Origin of the sequence: Microbacterium sp., assembly GCF_044340635.1 — a bacterium.
In the GTDB taxonomy this organism is placed as follows: Bacteria; Actinomycetota; Actinomycetes; order Actinomycetales; family Microbacteriaceae; genus Microbacterium.
In genome coordinates, this window is sequence record NZ_JBIITF010000015.1 from 54,650 (window position 1) to 69,452 (window position 14,803).

Consider the following 14,803-nt stretch of genomic DNA (forward strand, 5'->3'; position numbering starts at 1 on the left):
GGGGCGGACAGTACTCCGGTGAGATGTGCCCGGAGGCGCTCGTTGGGGATGCGGGCGCCGTCAACGCGCGAAGTATCCCGGAGTACTGTCCGACCGTCGCTCGGCACTGTTGGGCCTGCCGCGAGACATCCGCTAGACTACGAAGGTTGTCCGGCCGCGGCCCGTCCGCGAAACCGTGACGACATGCACACACCCTCCTGCTGTCGAGAGATGCTCGGCAGCCGTTCTAGTCCGAAGGAGGTGGGTTAGTGACGCACCAGTACGAACTCATGGTCATCCTCGATCCCGAGATCGACGAGCGCACGGTCGCCCCGAGCCTCGACAAGTTCCTGAAGGTCATCACGAACGATGGTGGCTCGATCGACAACGTCGACATCTGGGGCCGCCGCCGTCTCGCATATGAGATCCAGAAGAAGAACGAAGGCATCTACGCCGTCGTCAACTTCACGGCCACCAGCGCCGCGACTCAGGAGCTCGACCGTCAGCTGAAGCTGTCCGAAGCCGTCATGCGCACCAAGGTGCTGCGTGCGGAAGAGGGCTTTGCTCAGGTCGAGGCCGAGAAGAAGCGCGCTGAAGAGAAGGCCGCCCGCAAGGCTGCCGCACCCGCCAAGGCCAAGAAGGACGCGTAACCGCGATGGCCGGCGAGACGATCATCACCGTCGTGGGTAACCTCACGGCCGATCCCGAGCTGCGTTACACGCAGAGCGGGCTCCCCGTCGCGAACTTCACGATCGCGTCGACGCCGCGCAACTTCGACCGTGCCTCCAACGAGTGGAAGGACGGCGAAGCGCTGTTCCTTCGCGCGTCGGTCTGGCGCGAGTTCGCCGAGCACGTCGCGGGTTCGCTGACCAAGGGCATGCGGGTCATGGCGACCGGCCGCCTGAAGCAGCGTTCGTACGAGACGCGCGAGGGCGAGAAGCGCACGTCGATCGAACTCGAGGTCGACGAGATCGGCCCCTCGCTGCGTTACGCGACCGCTCAGGTCACGCGTGCCGCAAGCGGTGGCGGCGGAGGCGGTCAGGGTCGTCAGCAGGTTGCTGAGGAGCCCTGGGCAACGCCTTCCGCTTCCTCGTCTGCTGGCACCGGCAACGCCGGTGGCGAAGCCTGGAGCGCTCCTGGCGCTTACGGCGACGACACCCCCTTCTAAGCATTTCGGATGCCTGTGGCCCAGGCATCCCACCACAACCAAGGAAGACCACTTATGGCTGGAAAGTCGAGCGGCGACCGCCGCAAGCCTCGTAAGGGCGGGAAAGTTGTTGCACCCGCCAAGGCGATTCGCGTTGGCATCATCGATTACAAGGATGTTCCCACGCTTCGCAAGTTCATCTCGGAGCGTGGGAAGATCCGCGCCCGTCGTATCACCGGTGTCTCGGTGCAGGAGCAGCGTCTGATCGCGACCGCGATCAAGAACGCGCGCGAAATGGCGCTCCTGCCTTACGCCGGCGCGGGTCGTTAAGGAGCACCATGTCGAAGCTGATTCTCACGAACGAGGTCGCCGGGCTCGGTAGCGCCGGCGACATCGTCGATGTCAAGGCCGGGTACGCCCGGAACTACCTCATCCCCCAGGGATTCGCCGTGGCCTGGAGCCGCGGTGGCGAAAAGCAGGTCGCGTCCATCCGGGCCGCCCGCGAATCGCGCGCGATCCACGACCACGAGTCCGCCGTCGCCCTGAAGGACGCCCTCGAGGGCGCCAAGGTGCGCCTGGCCATCAAGGCGGGTGCCGAAGGGCGCCTGTTCGGTTCGGTCAAGACCGGTGACATCGCGGATGCCGTCAAGGCTGCCGGACTCGGTGACCTCGACAAGCGCAAGATCCAGATCACCTCGGCGATCAAGTCGGTGGGCGAGCACGAGGCGACCGTTCGCCTGCGTGACGACCTCACCGCCGTGATCACCCTCCTGGTGGTTGCTGCAAAGTAGTACCGCAACGCGCGGAACGGATGCCGCGGAACCAGCCCTCTCGGGTCGGTTCCGCGGCATCCGCCTTTTTGTGTGGGCGCGTACCCCTCGGTCGCACGCCCGCACGATCAGGCCCGCGCGGTGGGGCGGCGAAGCGCCGCAGTGATCGCGAGCGTCGCACCCGTCATGAGCGCGAGCAGTGCGATCCACAGACCGCCCGGCGTTGAGCCGGTCACGGCCAGCGCCGAGACCGACAGGGCCGCGGTGGCCGCGCCGATACCGGCGGTGGAGCCGACCGTGGTTGCGCCCGTCGTAGACGTGCCGTCACCGGGCTCTTCCGTTCCCGGCGCGCCGGGGTCGGTCGGGTCCGTGGGGTCGGTGGGATCCGTCGGCACAACCGGGCTCGTCGGGCCGGTCGTGGTGCTGTCGCCGACGACCGATACGGCGTTGCCGCCAAGCGTCAGGGGCAGCTCGATCGGAGCGACGATCTGGCTGCCTCCGAGGGTCCCCTCGGTGCCGCTGGTGGTGGGGCCGTCGGTGCCGCCCGCGGTCGGGGCGGCGAGCATAGATCCCGACGACTGGCTGTCGCCGATGACGGAGATGGCGTTGCCGCCGGCCGTGACAGGTGCAGCGACCGGCGCGATCACCTGGGTGCCGCCGGCGATGCCGTCGTCGCCCGTGGTGACTGCGTCGGTTCCGGTTCCGGTGCCGTTTCCGGTGGTGACGTTCGTCGTGCCGGCGTCCGTCGACTCGCTGTCGCCGATTACCGAGATGGCGTTGCCGCCCAGCGTGATCGGCGCCTGAACGGGAGCCTGCACCTGGGTGCCGCCGGCGATGCCGTCGTCACCGTTCGTGCTGGCGCCCGTGCCCGTGCCCGTGCCCGAGGTGCCGTTCGTGGTTCCGGCGTCGCTCGACTGGCTGTCGCCGAGCACCGAGATCGCGTTGCCGCTCACCGTGACGGGAACCTGGACGGGCGCGATCGCCTGCGTGCCGCCCAAGATCGCGTCCTCACCGGACGTGACGGGCGCGGGAGCAGGCTCGGCGGCCGGTGCGGGTGCTGATGCCGAGGCATCCGTCGACTGACTGTCGCCGACCACAGAGACGGCGTTGCCGCCCACGGTGACCGGCACGGCGACGCTCACGACGCCCTGGGTGCCCGACGCGATGCCGTCCGTGCCGCCGGTGGTGACACTCGGCGTGGCTGGTGCCGGGGCGACTGCGGGCGTCTCGGCTCCCGAGCTGGACGAGTCGCCCAGCACCGAAATGTCGTTGCCGCCGATCGTGACCGGCAGGGTGACGCCGATGAGTGCTTGGGTGCCGGATGCCGTGCCGTCTTCTCCGGATGTCTCCGCAGCTTGGGCGACGGTCGCCCCGGCGAAGGCGAGTCCGCCTCCGATGAGAGCGCCGAGGAGCGCTCGCTTGATGGTCCTACGCATGATGATTCTCCTGACTGGATGGGTGTCAGCGCGCCGAGCGGCGCACCGGATCGTCTGTCGCGCGAGAGTGCGCGACGCGATCCCCGTCAGTCAGGAGAGACGTCGGTGGCGAAGACGGGTGCGCCCGGAAGGGCGTCGTCCGAAAGAGTGCGGATGGCGGCGCCGTGCGGGTGCGCACGCCACGAGAATTCGACGAGAGCGGCCCACAGCGTCGCCGCGGCTGCCGCCCCGGCCGACAGCAACGCGGGCGTCCCTGAGGGCCCTGAGGGCGCCTGCGGCCATCCGCCCGAGCGTCCGGAGCCCGTCGACGATGCCGACAAGATCGGCACGACCGATCCGATGACCAATGCCCCGGCGAAGAATCCGCCGAACGCTGAAATCTGTTGTGCCGTGAGTGGCGCAGCAGAGGCCACCGGTTGCACCATCGGTATCGGTTGGGTTTCGCCGCCAGGAAGCAAGGTGTCGGGAAGGGGCAGGATGCCTCCGGTGGCCGGTTGCGCCGGGTTGCCGACGATCGTGGAGGCCGTGCCGGTAATCATCGTGAGCAGGTCGTCCACGGCGGACGCGGTCGATCCCCAGATGTGCGTCAGGCCCGTGCCAGAAGTCACGGAACCGAGCAGCGGGAGCCCCTCGATTGTCGTCAGAAGCGGATCGAGGACCTGACCGATCGAAACGCTCGAAACGATGCCCGTGGTCGAGTCGGCCACGACACCCGTGAGCCCGTCCACCGTGTCGGCCGTGCCGTGGAGGGCGGATGTCGTGGCGCCAGCCACTCCGGAGACGGCCGTCGTGGCTGCATCCGCGACGCCCTGGACGATCGGCGTGTGGGAGGCCGCGGCGGGTGCTTGCGGTGCGGGAGCGGGCGGGACGACGGTTTGCACGACATCGACCACGACGGGTTCGACGGTGTCGATCACTTCCGTAACGGTGGACGTCGTCTGTTGCACCGTCGAGCTGACGACACCGAGCAGACCGCTCGAATCGTCTTCCGCGGCCGAGGCGCTGGCGGACTGACCGAAGGTGGTGAGAGCGCACCACGCGAGACCGACTCCGCCCGCGAGCAAGAGCAAGCGTGACCATCGACCCTGTCGTGGTTCAACGTCAACGTTCATGTCCTCACCCCCCGGTTGGACAATCTGGTTTGTGCGTCAATGCGGTTGTAGGCAGCGAGATTACGCCGGGCGCTCGCGTTCGTAAACCCCTGTATCGCAAAACGTCCCCAGGTTGTGCACACCCCGACCCTCAATGACGAACCTTCAAGCAGGGCTTCAAACACATCGTGTTTCCACAGGGTGTGAAACCATGATTCCCAGATCAACCAGCGAAAAAACGTGAACATGAGATGACTCTCATGTAGTTGTCCACAGGCTTCATACACAGGCATAGCGGCGTGTCTGCCCGAGTTTCCACAAAGTTATCCACAGGCCGTGTTGCGGGCGAATCTACGTCCCCATACCGTGAGGGAGCGCACTTCGGGGGAGGCCGGGACAGGACGTTCCGGGCGAGTGTCGGAGGTGTCTGATCTGCTGACGGGGGACCCGGCGATCAGACACACCCGCTCGGCGTTTTCCGAAAGAGTTGCGCTCGTCAGGGCTGCATGACGTACTCCGCGCCCCGAGACGGGCCGGACATATTTCCCCTCGTGTGAAGCGAGGGGAGCCGGTTTCGGCAGAAGGGAGCGCGGTGTCGATCGCTGACATCTCGGAGGACCGCATGGGCGGAGCCCCCCGCGGCCCCGAACGGACTCCCCCGCACGACACCCTTGCCGAACAGTCGGCGCTCGGTGGCATGCTGCTGTCCAAGGATGCCGTCGCCGACGTCATCGAGACGCTCCGCGGCCCCGATTTCTACGTGCCGAAGCACGAGCTCATCTTCGACGCCATCCTCTCGCTCTACTCGCACGGCGAGCCCACCGACGTGGTCGCTGTCACCGACGAGCTCATCAAGACGGGCGAGCTGCAACGCGCCGGCGGTGCGGACTACCTGCACACGCTCACGTCGATCGTGCCGACGGCGGCGAACGCCGGGTACTACGCGTCGATCGTCGCCGAGCGCGCCCTGCTGCGCCGATTGGTCGAAGCCGGCACCCGCATCGTGCAGATGGGCTACTCGGGTCAGGGTGAGGCACTCGACCTGGTCAACAACGCCCAGGCCGAGATCTACTCGGTCAACGGCAACGAGAACACCGAGGACTACGTTCCCCTGACGGTCGCCGTCGACGCGGCCGTCGAAGAGATCGAGGCTGCTCGCGGGCGCGACGGTCAGATGATGGGCGTTCCTACCGGCTTCGCCGACATGGACGACCTGACGAACGGCCTGCACCCGGGCCAGCTGATCATCATCGCCGCGCGACCCGCCCTCGGTAAGTCGACGCTCGCGCTCGACTTCGCCCGTGCCGCCGCGATCGGCCACAACCTGCCGACCATCTTCTTCTCGCTCGAGATGGGTCGCAGCGAGATTGCGATGCGCCTGATGAGTGCCGAGGGCGCGGTTCCCCTGCACACGATGCGCAAGGGAACGCTCGACTCACGCGACTGGACGACGATCGCGGCGACGCGTGGCCGCATCAACGACGCGCCGCTCTACATCGACGACAGCCCGAACATGACGCTCGTCGAGATCCGGGCCAAGTGCCGACGCCTCAAGCAGCGCGCCGACCTGAAGATGGTGGTCATCGACTACCTCCAGCTCATGACGAGCGGTAAGCGCGTCGAGAGCCGCCAGCAAGAGGTGAGTGAGTTCTCGCGTGCGCTCAAGCTGCTCGCCAAAGAACTCCGGGTGCCGGTCATCGCGCTCTCACAGCTGAACCGTGGTCCCGAGCAGCGGCAGGACAAGAAGCCGGCCCTCTCGGACCTGCGTGAATCCGGCTCGCTGGAGCAGGATGCCGACATGGTCATCCTGCTTCACCGCGAGTCCGCCTACGAGGCCGACAGCCCCCGAGCCGGCGAGGCCGACCTGATCGTCGCGAAGAACCGTAACGGCCCGACCCGCACGGTGACGGTCGCGTTCCAGGGTCACTTCTCGCGCTTCACGGACATGGCGCCCGCGGGCTGACTTGTGTTCGTAGGTGTAGGTTCTCGGCGAAGATGGCGGATTCTCAGATGAAGTGGCGGACAAATGGCGGATCCGCCATGTTCCTGAGAACGCTGCATGTAGTCGGACGTGAGGGCGCCGAGTATGCGGGACGAGAGACGGCGACTCTTCCGCAAGATGTCCGAGGTCGGCCGTACGCTGAATCAGCGCCCGCACCCGGGCCGCTGGGGAGAGGTGCTCCATGACGGTTCTCGAGTCTTTCGCTACCCTGCAGTCGGTTGTCGACGCGGATGTGAAGGTCGTGCAGATTGCCCGTGACCGTCGCGACACCTTCACGTCCGCGTTGCTGACCGCGCCGGATGTGAAGGTGGTGTGGGGGTCGGGTTCGCTCGCCCGCAGCACCCAGCTGCAGCCGGTGCATGATGTGGATCTCGTGGTCGAGTTCGATCAGGACGAGCACCCGGACTGGGGCGAGGACGGGGGCTCTGCCGAAGAGGCGATCGAGCGTTGCCATGATCTGGTGAACGATCTCCTCTCCGTGTCCCACGGATCGCGCGCGCAGCTGGTGCGCCTGATCCGCACCGCCGACCGCAATCGCGCCGCGAAGTGTTTCGTCGATCCGCCGGAGCAGGACAACGCGTTCACTGTCGATGTGATGCCAGCGTTGCGACGTCCGGACGGGATCCTGATCCCGTTCAAGAAGGAGGAGCGCTGGTCGCTCGCAGACCCTGAGTACCTCATCAACGAGGTCGCACGGCGGCAGCAGGACTGGTCGTTGTTTCGCCCGCTGGTCCGGGTCCTCAAGTACTGGTCGCGTCAGCATGAAGATGTGACCGGCACGGTCAAGTCGCTCGTGATGGAGGTTCTCGCGTTGGACTGCCTGTCGGTGAGCAACAACCGACCCGAGGCGTTGAAGAACTTCTTCGTCAACGCCTCGACGCACTCCTTGCGCGTTGAAGATCCCGCGGAGCTCTCCGGGTTGATCCAGCCGAGTCTGGACGTGGCCGGTCTGCGCAGGTCCCTAGAGGATGCAGCAGCTGACGCCGTCGCGGCGCTTCGGGCCGTCGCCTCCAATGATCAGCCGGCCGCGACACGTCACTGGCAGTCCGTCTTCGGGACTGCGTTCCCGCTCGTACTGCCTCCCGGTGGAGCGGGAGAGACTGGGCCGCGTCCGGTTCGCGATTCCCCGCAGGGCTGACCTTGATCCTCCGCAGCTGGTGGGAGGATGACCCGGGTCGTCTCGCGCAGGAGATCGACGACATCGGTTCGGTGGCCCCCGCCCTCGAGTGGACGCCCGAAGGTGCCGGTCACTTCAGCGGCGCACTCCCGGTATGGCCATTCACACGACCCGAACCAGCCGGGCTGTCAAACCTCGTCGACCAGCCGCTGCGCGCGCGGGTCGCGTACGGGCACGGCTTCCCCGCGGTCCCACCAATCCTCTACCCTTTGGAACCGCAGCCCGACGTCACCCTGCGAAGCTTCACCCAGTACCACGTGCTCCCCAATGGCGGCCTCTGCCTGCTCCGTGATGCCGACCAGTGGGACCTCTTCTCGCGGACCAGCGATCTGATCCTGAAAGCGTCGGGATGGATGATCGAGTTCGCCCTGTTTCAGCGCGGCAAGATCCCGAACATGACAGTCAACGGCATCGTCACCGACGAGCAACTCGATCACTTGATCACCGCGACCGCGGAAGAGACAGCGTGACCGAGCACAGCGCATGAGTGGCGAGAACTGGCTGGTGCTGTTGCCCACCGAAGCGATGGAGGTCATCGACAAGTCGTACGCGTGGGGCAATCTCACCTGCCGTCTGTCCGCACCGGACAAGGCCGCCATAGTCGTCGCCCTCTCGAACGAAGACTCGGACCTCGTCCATCTCACGGAGGATCCCGACCACTTCCTCACGGTCGCCGACTTCAATCGCGTCGGCCACTGGTACCGAGTGCCGGCGGACGCCGCGTTTTGCGCGTACCTTCTCACCCACCAACACGCGACAATGCCCTTCGACGCCTTCCAGACCCTCGTCCCGCAGGCGATCGCACCGCTTCCCGGCCAATGGCACATCGCCGTGACCTTCTGTCCCGACCCTCCGGAGATCCGCGATGGGGAACGGCTTCCGGCCTGGTCGGCGTGGACGATCTCGAACGACACCGTCCGCCCCATTTCTTTGGACATCCAGGACGGAACCCAGCATGTGACCGCCCTTGGAAGCCTCTGGCCAACCAGCCTCCTCTCGACCTCGCGGGCGCTCCTGCTAGGCGCCGGCAGCATCGGAGGAGCCGCAGCCGAAGCACTCGCAAGCTACGGAGTTGGCCACATCGACCTGGTCGATCCTGACAAGATCCTCTTCCACAACGTTCCCCGGCACGTCCTCGCTGCCGCGAGCGTTGGAATGTCCAAAGTGGATGGATTAAAGGCATCCCTGAACAGGCAGTGGCCGGAAAGCAACATCAGCCCATGGCCCATCGACCTCACCGCCAACGCCAACATCACCCGACCCCTGATTGACGCCGCCGACATCATCATCTGCACCGTCGACGGAGTCGAACCCCGACGCGTCGCAAACTACCTTGCACGCCGTGCGGGCAAACCGATTGTGTTCGCCTGCGTCCTCGCCGACGGCAGATACGGAGAGATTCTGCGCATCCGTGCACTGCCCGAGGTCGGATGCCTCGACTGTCAGCGTCGATACATGCGCGACAACGGAATGATCGATCCCGAACCGAGCCTGGACCGAGGCTACGGGGACGGCACCCGACACAACCCGATGACCGCAATAGGTGGAGACCTTCACCTCGTTGGGAGCATCGCAGCGAAAGTCGCCGTCGCGACTCTCTTGCAAAACGCCGGTGAAGTCGATCAGACCCTCACCGATGACAACCTCGTCATCGCCCTCCGCCCATCACCCGGCTACGCCGCCCCCTTCGATGCGCGACGAGCACTCCACCCGCACTGGTCCTCCGCGACGCCCCCTTACCCGGACTGCCCCGCATGCCATCGCCACCCGTGAGCTGGACCGTCGGTATCACCCAGGGTGCGCTCACATCGATCAGAACGATCATCGCGAGAAGCGACCCCACGCTCGAAACCGGCGGTGCACTCTTCGGACACGAAAACGCCCTCGTCATTACATCCGCCTCCGCACCCGGTCCGAACGCCGTCCACCAACCCGGCTACTTCCTCCGTGACCTCGAATACACCCAACTCGCCGCGGACCGCGCCCACAAGGTCGACCGCTCACAATGGATCGGAGAATGGCACACCCATCCCAACGGTCCGCCAGAACCCAGCCCGCTGGATCTCAACACCTACATCTCCCACCTCGTCGACTTGGAACTTCGCTTCCATCGATTCATCGCGCTTATTGGGTCACCGAATCCCCGCCCGCACCTGAGCGTATGGGTGCTCGCGCAATCGCCAGACGGCATCGAACTCCACCGTGCCGCGCTCGCACTCACAGCAACCGATCAGGGCTCGCGGAACCAGATGCCACCCGGCGAAGCCACTGAAGTCCAACATCGAAGTTGAGGTTTCACCAGTACCGGCCGCTGCCCACATCATTGCTGACCGCTATGCGCGACGGGTAGAACTACGTCGTGGACCTACACAAAGCGCGTGGCGTCCGAACACGAACATTCGACACCATCCCCGCGGGCGATCTCCCAGCCGCGTCCATTGAAAGCGAGACCACCCATGTCCGAACCGTTCGACCTTGCCAAGGCATATACGGCGAAGCAGGACCACATGCTCACAGGGCTGGGGCTCATGCCGCAGTTCACAGATCATCCCGGCACCAAGGGTGACGCCACCGAGGAGCAATGGGTCAGCGTGCTCCGGGAGTTTCTTCCCCAGCGATACGGGGTCGGGCCAATCTTCGCAATCGACTCCCTCGGGCAACAGAGCGGACAGATCGACATTGCGATCTTCGATCGACAGTACTCGCCCCTTTTTTTCGAGCAGGGCGACGTCCGCTTCGTGCCGGTCGAGAGCTTGTACGCCGTTTGTGAGGTGAAGCCCAGAATGAACAAGGAGAACCTCGACTACGCCCGGGACAAGGTCGCCAGCGTTCGCCGACTTCACCGCACCTCAGCGGAGATCCGGCATGCAGGCGGTACGTATCCAGCTCAGGATCCGGAAGCCAAGCCGATCCTGGGTGTCTTTCTCAGCACGGATCTTGATTGGGGAGATATCCGCGGTGCTGCAGCTGTGGGCTCGATCACCGAGCCTCAGCCCACGGGGCTCGATCTCGGCATTGCTGTCCGAGGAGGCGCCTTCGATCAGACTGACGGGGTCGCGTACTCCCCAGGAGGACAGGAACTGATCTGGTTCGCGACGCGTCTGTATCGCGCACTTTCCCGGCTGGGAACAGCTCTAGCAATCGATCTGGATGCCTATTACGTTCCGCTGCAGTCCCCAGGCAGTTAGGAAGCCGTGCGCTCGGCCGATGCGGCTTCCCGGTCGGCGGCGTAGCGTCGCGCGGCTTCCCACCAGTAGTTGTCACGGATCCGGTAGAGCAGGGTCCGCTCTCCGGGCACGCGTCCGACGAACTCAAGGAAGTGTGCGTCGCGGAGCTTGTGGATCAGTGGGTGGACGATGCTCCCCAACAGTCCAGTCGCTTCGACGATCTGCTTGGGAGAGAAGGTGTCGCCTTCGAGGGCGGCGATCTCTATGACGACAGCGTTCATGTAGCTGTTGCCGAAGAACAGCCGCGACTCCGCTGGTGCGATCGGCTCCACTATCGTCATGCCCCGAGTTTCGCATACGTCACCGACGTCCGGCACGTGCGCGAGGTGATTCCTGAGTATTCGACCCCTTGAGCACCACTGATTATTGCGGTTGGGCACCACCGGATATCGCGGTTGAGCACCAGGCGGTATTGCCGGTGAGCACCACCCCGTGGAAGCGGCGCTCACCGGCGTCGGCTCAGTTGGCCGCGGCGGTGTGTTCGCGCATGTTCACCTCGCCGGTTTCGATCCAGATGGTGTTGTGGACGATGCGGTCCATGATCGCGTCGGCGTGGACTCCGCCGCCGAGGCGCCCGTGCCAGTCCTTCTTCGCGTACTGGGTGCAGAACACTGTCGACGTCGCGTCGTAGCGTCTCTCGAGCAGCTCGAGGAGCATGGTTCTCGTGTCGTCGGTCGGGGTGTCGAGCAGCCACTCATCGATCACGAGCAGGGTGAACGCGGCGTACTTGCGTAGCCACTTCTCTCTCCCCGCTGGTCGGTCCTTCGCGGCGGCCCAGGATTCTTCGAGGTCGGGCATGCGGATGTAGTGGGCTCGGTAGCGGTGCTGACAGGCCTGCTTCGCCAACGCGGATCCGAGGTAGGACTTGCCGGAGCCGGTGAATCCTTGGAACACGACGTTCTGTTGCCTGCTGATGAAGTGGCAGGTCCCGAGCTGCGCGATGACCCCGCGATCGAGGCCGCGCTGTTCGAGCATGTCGACCCGGCGCAGGTCCGCGTTCGGGTAGCGGAGCCCGGCGCGTCGGACGAGGCCTTCGACCTTGGAGTGGGTGAACGCGGCGTGGGCGTCGTCGACAGCGATCTTGATCCGCTCCTCGAACACCACCCCGATCGTGAGGGCGTCGTCCTGGGCTTCGATTGCGTCGACCAGCGACGTGACGCCCATCTCGCGCAGCTTCCGTTTGGTCTCGGAGTCGAGCCGGCTCATCGGGCGCCTCCTGCGTAGTAGTCGGCGCCGCGGACATACCCCGTCGGCTCGGGTGGTGTCCCGGGTGTCGCCCAGGCATCACGGTTGCCGGGCTCGTCCTGCCTGGTCTCGAGGATGGGTCGTAGGTGTGCGTAGCGCGGCGACCTCACCTTCGACGCGAGAGCGATGCCGGCGGCGGCTTCGACGCGGTCGGCGGAGTACCGGCGCGTCATGCGGAGCACTGCCAGCGCAGCGTTGATGCCCTGCTCATCGACGGGCACCGACTCGAAGATCCGGTTCACGACGATCGTTGTGTTCTCCCCGATCCTCGCCGCCCATTCCCGGACCCTGGGGGCGTCCCACTGCCGATACTGCGGACCGTCGGGCAGATCGCTGTCATGGGTGCGGTACTCGTTCACCGTCCCGGCCGGAGCGAGAAGATGACTGGTCAGCCGATCCTGCCCGGCGAACACTTCGAGCATCCTGTCGGTGACTCGCAGATCGACGGCGCGACCGATGTGGACGTAGGGAACGGAGTAGAAGTTCTTCTCGAACACCACATGCCCGTTCTTCTGGACGCGACGCCCGTAGACCCACCGGGAGATCTCGAACGAGACGGTCGGCAGCGGCCGTAGCAGCGGCTTCTCCTCACCCTCGAACACACCCAGCCGGGACCCGGCGCGCTTCTGGAACGGCTCCGCGTTGAACGCCGTCATCCGCTCGTAGACCGCGGCCCGCAACTCCGGCAACGTAGCGAACGACTGGTTGCGGAGCGCCGCGATCACCCCGGTCGCGATGTTGCCGACGGTGTTCTCGACGCTCGCCTTATCCTTCGGCTTCTTCACCCGCCCTGGCAGCACCGCCGCCGAGTAATGCGCCGCGAGCTCCCGATACGCGTCGTTGAGAACCACCTCACCCTCCGCCGGGTGGGAGATCACCCCAGTCTTCAAGTTGTCCGGGACGATCCGGGGAACACTGCCGCCGAACCAGTCGAACATCGCGACATGGGCGCGCAGCCAGGTGTCCTGCTTCAGATCCAGCGTCGGCTCGACGAACGCGTACCTCGAGAACGGCAACGTCGCGACGAACAAGTAGACCCTCGACACGACACCGGTGACCGGGTCCACGAGCTGCATCGTCTTGCCCGACCAGTCGACCTCGACCGACTGCCCCGCCTTGTGACTGACCCGCGACGCCGCCCCGGTGATGAGCACGTGGTGCTGGTAGGACTTGCAGAACCGGTCGTATCCCATCGCCGGTTCACCCCTGCCTCGGCAGGCGTCGACGTACTCGCCGTGGAGCAGCTTGAGCGTGACTCCGACCTTCGCGAGCTCCTTGTGAACCTGGCCCCAGTCCGGCTGCGCGTGAACACTGTCGTGCTCACCTCGCCCGGGGAACAACCGCGAATACACCTCCGCGTCATCGAGACCGGCAACAGCGTCGTAATCGATGCCCTCCCGGTCGGCGGCGTCGAACACCGCGATCACCGAGTGTCGCGACATGCCCTGCGCCTCGATCTGCCGCTTCGAAAACCCCTCCGCGCGAAGCCGGAGCACCAGCTTCGCCTTGATCCTGCGTACCATCCGAACTACTCCTTCTGCCGCGTGATTGGCCACGCGGCAGAAGGAGCCTAAGAAGGTGGTGCTGAACCCGAATATCCGGTGGTGCCCAACGACAAGAACACGGTGCTCAGCGAGCGGTGCTCAACCGCAATACCGGTGGTGCTCAGAGGACCTAATACTCAATTCCGAGGCGACTTCCTTCCCGGTGTTGTCTATCTGACGTACACAACTTGATTCTGGTCGTTTCGAGAGTACAGTGAATGTGACATTCACTAGAACGTACGTCACGTAGTACGTAATTGACCGATTCGCAAGAGCAACTCGGTATGACGTGTGTTACGTATTCGTGGTGGTTTCGTGCATGGATGCACGCGTGTGTGGGCGCCCATGATGGCGACATGTTCACAAACCGCCGGACCGCAGGGGCTGGTTCGTTTCCGTTGTCGTACCAGGGAGCGTCGGGGCTGTGACCGGGCTGGCGTCGACGGTTCAGATTCGCAGGTCAGACGATCACGTCGATGTCATCGCCTTGAATGATGTTCGTCTTCGTCAGTTCGATACCGCGGTGCCGTGGCGGGAGTTTCGTTGGTACCGCAAGCAGCGACACTTCTCCGGCTCGTACTGGTCGGCGACGATGGAGGCCCCGGTGGGGTACGAGTCGCGGTTGGAGTATGTGAACCTGCTGCTGGCCGACTTCGACCCGCGGGTGGTGTGGATCCTCTCGCAGCCGTTTCTGCTCGACGGCGATGATCGCGGCACGCGCCGCAAGCACGTCCCGGATTACCTGTTCGTCCACGCCGATGAGTCGGGGTGCGTGGTTGATGTGAAGCCGGCTGAGAAGTTGTCACGCCCGAAAGTGCGCGATTCTCTGGGATGGTCGCGGCGCGTGATCGAGGGGCACGGCTGGGAGTACCGGGTGCAATCCGAGCCCGATCCTGTCGTGCTGGCGAACGTGCGGTTCCTCGCCGGGTATAGGCGGCGCTTCCAGTTCCTCGAGTCCGAAGTCGATGGCGCAGCAGAGTTGCTATCCACTCCGGTCACATTCGGCGAAGCGGTGCGAGCTGTCACGGCGATCACTGCCGATCCGCGATTGGCTCGGTCCGTTGTGTTGCACCTGATGTGGACGCGGCGCCTGCACACGGACCTCACCCGCGTGCTCGACATCACCAGCCTCCTGGAGACATGAGTGTCGAGCGCGACGATCCACACACCCGCAGATCAACGAGA

At 65.2% G+C, this 14,803-nt stretch carries 16 protein-coding genes; 11 read left to right on the forward strand and 5 right to left on the reverse strand.

Annotation, left to right across the window (positions count from 1 at the left end; all coding sequences use genetic code 11):
* The first annotated feature begins 248 nt into the window (after window positions 1-248).
* The 4 genes from rpsF to rplI are packed head-to-tail and all read left to right on the forward strand — an operon-like array spanning window position 249 to window position 1,917.
* Window positions 249-629 (forward strand): 30S ribosomal protein S6, encoded by a 381-nt coding sequence (rpsF, locus tag ACIQ0W_RS12810; RefSeq protein ID WP_036294257.1) that lies wholly within the window; start codon window positions 249-251, stop codon window positions 627-629.
* Window positions 630-634: 5 nt separating this feature from the next.
* The gene (locus tag ACIQ0W_RS12815; RefSeq protein ID WP_036294260.1) at window positions 635-1,147 is read left to right on the forward strand and encodes a single-stranded DNA-binding protein; all 513 of its coding nucleotides are present in this window, start codon (window positions 635-637) and stop codon (window positions 1,145-1,147) included.
* Between the two features lie 54 nt (window positions 1,148-1,201).
* Window positions 1,202-1,456 carry a 30S ribosomal protein S18 gene (rpsR, locus tag ACIQ0W_RS12820; protein WP_036294263.1) on the forward strand — a complete coding sequence of 85 codons (255 nt, stop codon included), beginning with the start codon at window positions 1,202-1,204 and terminating at the stop codon, window positions 1,454-1,456.
* Between the two features lie 8 nt (window positions 1,457-1,464).
* Window positions 1,465-1,917 (forward strand): 50S ribosomal protein L9, encoded by a 453-nt coding sequence (gene rplI / locus ACIQ0W_RS12825; RefSeq protein WP_396643129.1) that lies wholly within the window; start codon window positions 1,465-1,467, stop codon window positions 1,915-1,917.
* Window positions 1,918-2,024: 107 nt separating this feature from the next.
* Here the strand turns inward: rplI and ACIQ0W_RS12830 are convergent, their stop codons facing one another.
* Both ACIQ0W_RS12830 and ACIQ0W_RS12835 read right to left on the reverse strand, forming a co-directional pair.
* Window positions 2,025-3,332, reverse strand: coding sequence for a chaplin family protein (locus tag ACIQ0W_RS12830; RefSeq protein ID WP_396643131.1), 1,308 nt, complete (start codon window positions 3,330-3,332; stop codon window positions 2,025-2,027).
* Window positions 3,333-3,418: 86 nt separating this feature from the next.
* Window positions 3,419-4,444 carry a hypothetical protein gene (locus ACIQ0W_RS12835; protein ID WP_396643132.1) on the reverse strand — a complete coding sequence of 342 codons (1,026 nt, stop codon included), beginning with the start codon at window positions 4,442-4,444 and terminating at the stop codon, window positions 3,419-3,421.
* 571 nt (window positions 4,445-5,015) lie between these two features.
* Here ACIQ0W_RS12835 and dnaB point away from each other — a divergent pair.
* From dnaB to ACIQ0W_RS12865, 6 genes are all read left to right on the forward strand, one after another.
* Complete coding sequence (dnaB, locus tag ACIQ0W_RS12840) at window positions 5,016-6,386, forward strand: replicative DNA helicase (protein ID WP_036294292.1); 1,371 nt, start codon at window positions 5,016-5,018, stop codon at window positions 6,384-6,386.
* A gap of 220 nt (window positions 6,387-6,606) precedes the next feature.
* Entirely contained in the window at window positions 6,607-7,563 is a 957-nt protein-coding gene (locus tag ACIQ0W_RS12845; RefSeq protein WP_005054599.1) for a hypothetical protein, read from the forward strand.
* Between the two features lie 2 nt (window positions 7,564-7,565).
* Window positions 7,566-8,072 carry a hypothetical protein gene (locus tag ACIQ0W_RS12850; RefSeq protein WP_005054597.1) on the forward strand — a complete coding sequence of 169 codons (507 nt, stop codon included), beginning with the start codon at window positions 7,566-7,568 and terminating at the stop codon, window positions 8,070-8,072.
* Between the two features lie 13 nt (window positions 8,073-8,085).
* Window positions 8,086-9,375 carry a ThiF family adenylyltransferase gene (locus ACIQ0W_RS12855; RefSeq protein ID WP_005054595.1) on the forward strand — a complete coding sequence of 430 codons (1,290 nt, stop codon included), beginning with the start codon at window positions 8,086-8,088 and terminating at the stop codon, window positions 9,373-9,375.
* Window positions 9,372-9,893 carry a Mov34/MPN/PAD-1 family protein gene (locus ACIQ0W_RS12860; protein WP_052323164.1) on the forward strand — a complete coding sequence of 174 codons (522 nt, stop codon included), beginning with the start codon at window positions 9,372-9,374 and terminating at the stop codon, window positions 9,891-9,893. Before ACIQ0W_RS12855 ends, ACIQ0W_RS12860 begins: the two co-directional genes overlap by 4 nt.
* 165 nt (window positions 9,894-10,058) lie before the next feature.
* Window positions 10,059-10,790: a DUF6602 domain-containing protein gene (locus ACIQ0W_RS12865; protein ID WP_005054591.1), complete on the forward strand. Its 732-nt coding sequence runs from the start codon at window positions 10,059-10,061 to the stop codon at window positions 10,788-10,790.
* On the opposite strand, the gene ACIQ0W_RS12870 is transcribed toward ACIQ0W_RS12865, so the two are convergent.
* The 3 genes from ACIQ0W_RS12870 to istA all read right to left on the reverse strand — a co-directional run bounded on the left by ACIQ0W_RS12870 (window position 10,787) and on the right by istA (window position 13,597).
* Window positions 10,787-11,110 carry a hypothetical protein gene (locus tag ACIQ0W_RS12870; protein WP_005054589.1) on the reverse strand — a complete coding sequence of 108 codons (324 nt, stop codon included), beginning with the start codon at window positions 11,108-11,110 and terminating at the stop codon, window positions 10,787-10,789. The two genes, ACIQ0W_RS12865 and ACIQ0W_RS12870, sit on opposite strands and share 4 nt — an antisense overlap.
* Before the next feature lie 178 nt (window positions 11,111-11,288).
* Window positions 11,289-12,035, reverse strand: a complete 747-nt coding sequence (locus tag ACIQ0W_RS12875) for an ATP-binding protein (RefSeq protein ID WP_005055316.1) — start codon at window positions 12,033-12,035, stop codon at window positions 11,289-11,291.
* Complete coding sequence (istA, locus tag ACIQ0W_RS12880) at window positions 12,032-13,597, reverse strand: IS21 family transposase (protein WP_005055317.1); 1,566 nt, start codon at window positions 13,595-13,597, stop codon at window positions 12,032-12,034. The genes ACIQ0W_RS12875 and istA overlap by 4 nt, the downstream gene beginning before the upstream one ends.
* A 445-nt stretch (window positions 13,598-14,042) precedes the next feature.
* On the opposite strand from istA, the gene ACIQ0W_RS12885 reads away from it, so the two are divergent.
* Entirely contained in the window at window positions 14,043-14,762 is a 720-nt protein-coding gene (locus ACIQ0W_RS12885; RefSeq protein WP_005055286.1) for a TnsA-like heteromeric transposase endonuclease subunit, read from the forward strand.
* The last annotated feature ends 41 nt before the right edge of the window (window positions 14,763-14,803 follow it).

Coding starts and splice junctions, on each gene's coding strand:
- ACIQ0W_RS12865 (WP_005054591.1), top strand. CDS start 10,059: ATGTCCGAACCGTTCGACCTTGCCAAGGCATATACGGCGAAGCAGGAC.
- ACIQ0W_RS12830 (WP_396643131.1), bottom strand. CDS start 3,332: ATGCGTAGGACCATCAAGCGAGCGCTCCTCGGCGCTCTCATCGGAGGC.
- rplI (WP_396643129.1), top strand. CDS start 1,465: ATGTCGAAGCTGATTCTCACGAACGAGGTCGCCGGGCTCGGTAGCGCC.
- ACIQ0W_RS12835 (WP_396643132.1), bottom strand. CDS start 4,444: ATGAACGTTGACGTTGAACCACGACAGGGTCGATGGTCACGCTTGCTC.
- istA (WP_005055317.1), bottom strand. CDS start 13,597: ATGGTACGCAGGATCAAGGCGAAGCTGGTGCTCCGGCTTCGCGCGGAG.
- ACIQ0W_RS12870 (WP_005054589.1), bottom strand. CDS start 11,110: ATGACGATAGTGGAGCCGATCGCACCAGCGGAGTCGCGGCTGTTCTTC.
- ACIQ0W_RS12815 (WP_036294260.1), top strand. CDS start 635: ATGGCCGGCGAGACGATCATCACCGTCGTGGGTAACCTCACGGCCGAT.
- ACIQ0W_RS12875 (WP_005055316.1), bottom strand. CDS start 12,035: ATGAGCCGGCTCGACTCCGAGACCAAACGGAAGCTGCGCGAGATGGGC.
- ACIQ0W_RS12855 (WP_005054595.1), top strand. CDS start 8,086: ATGAGTGGCGAGAACTGGCTGGTGCTGTTGCCCACCGAAGCGATGGAG.
- ACIQ0W_RS12845 (WP_005054599.1), top strand. CDS start 6,607: ATGACGGTTCTCGAGTCTTTCGCTACCCTGCAGTCGGTTGTCGACGCG.
- rpsR (WP_036294263.1), top strand. CDS start 1,202: ATGGCTGGAAAGTCGAGCGGCGACCGCCGCAAGCCTCGTAAGGGCGGG.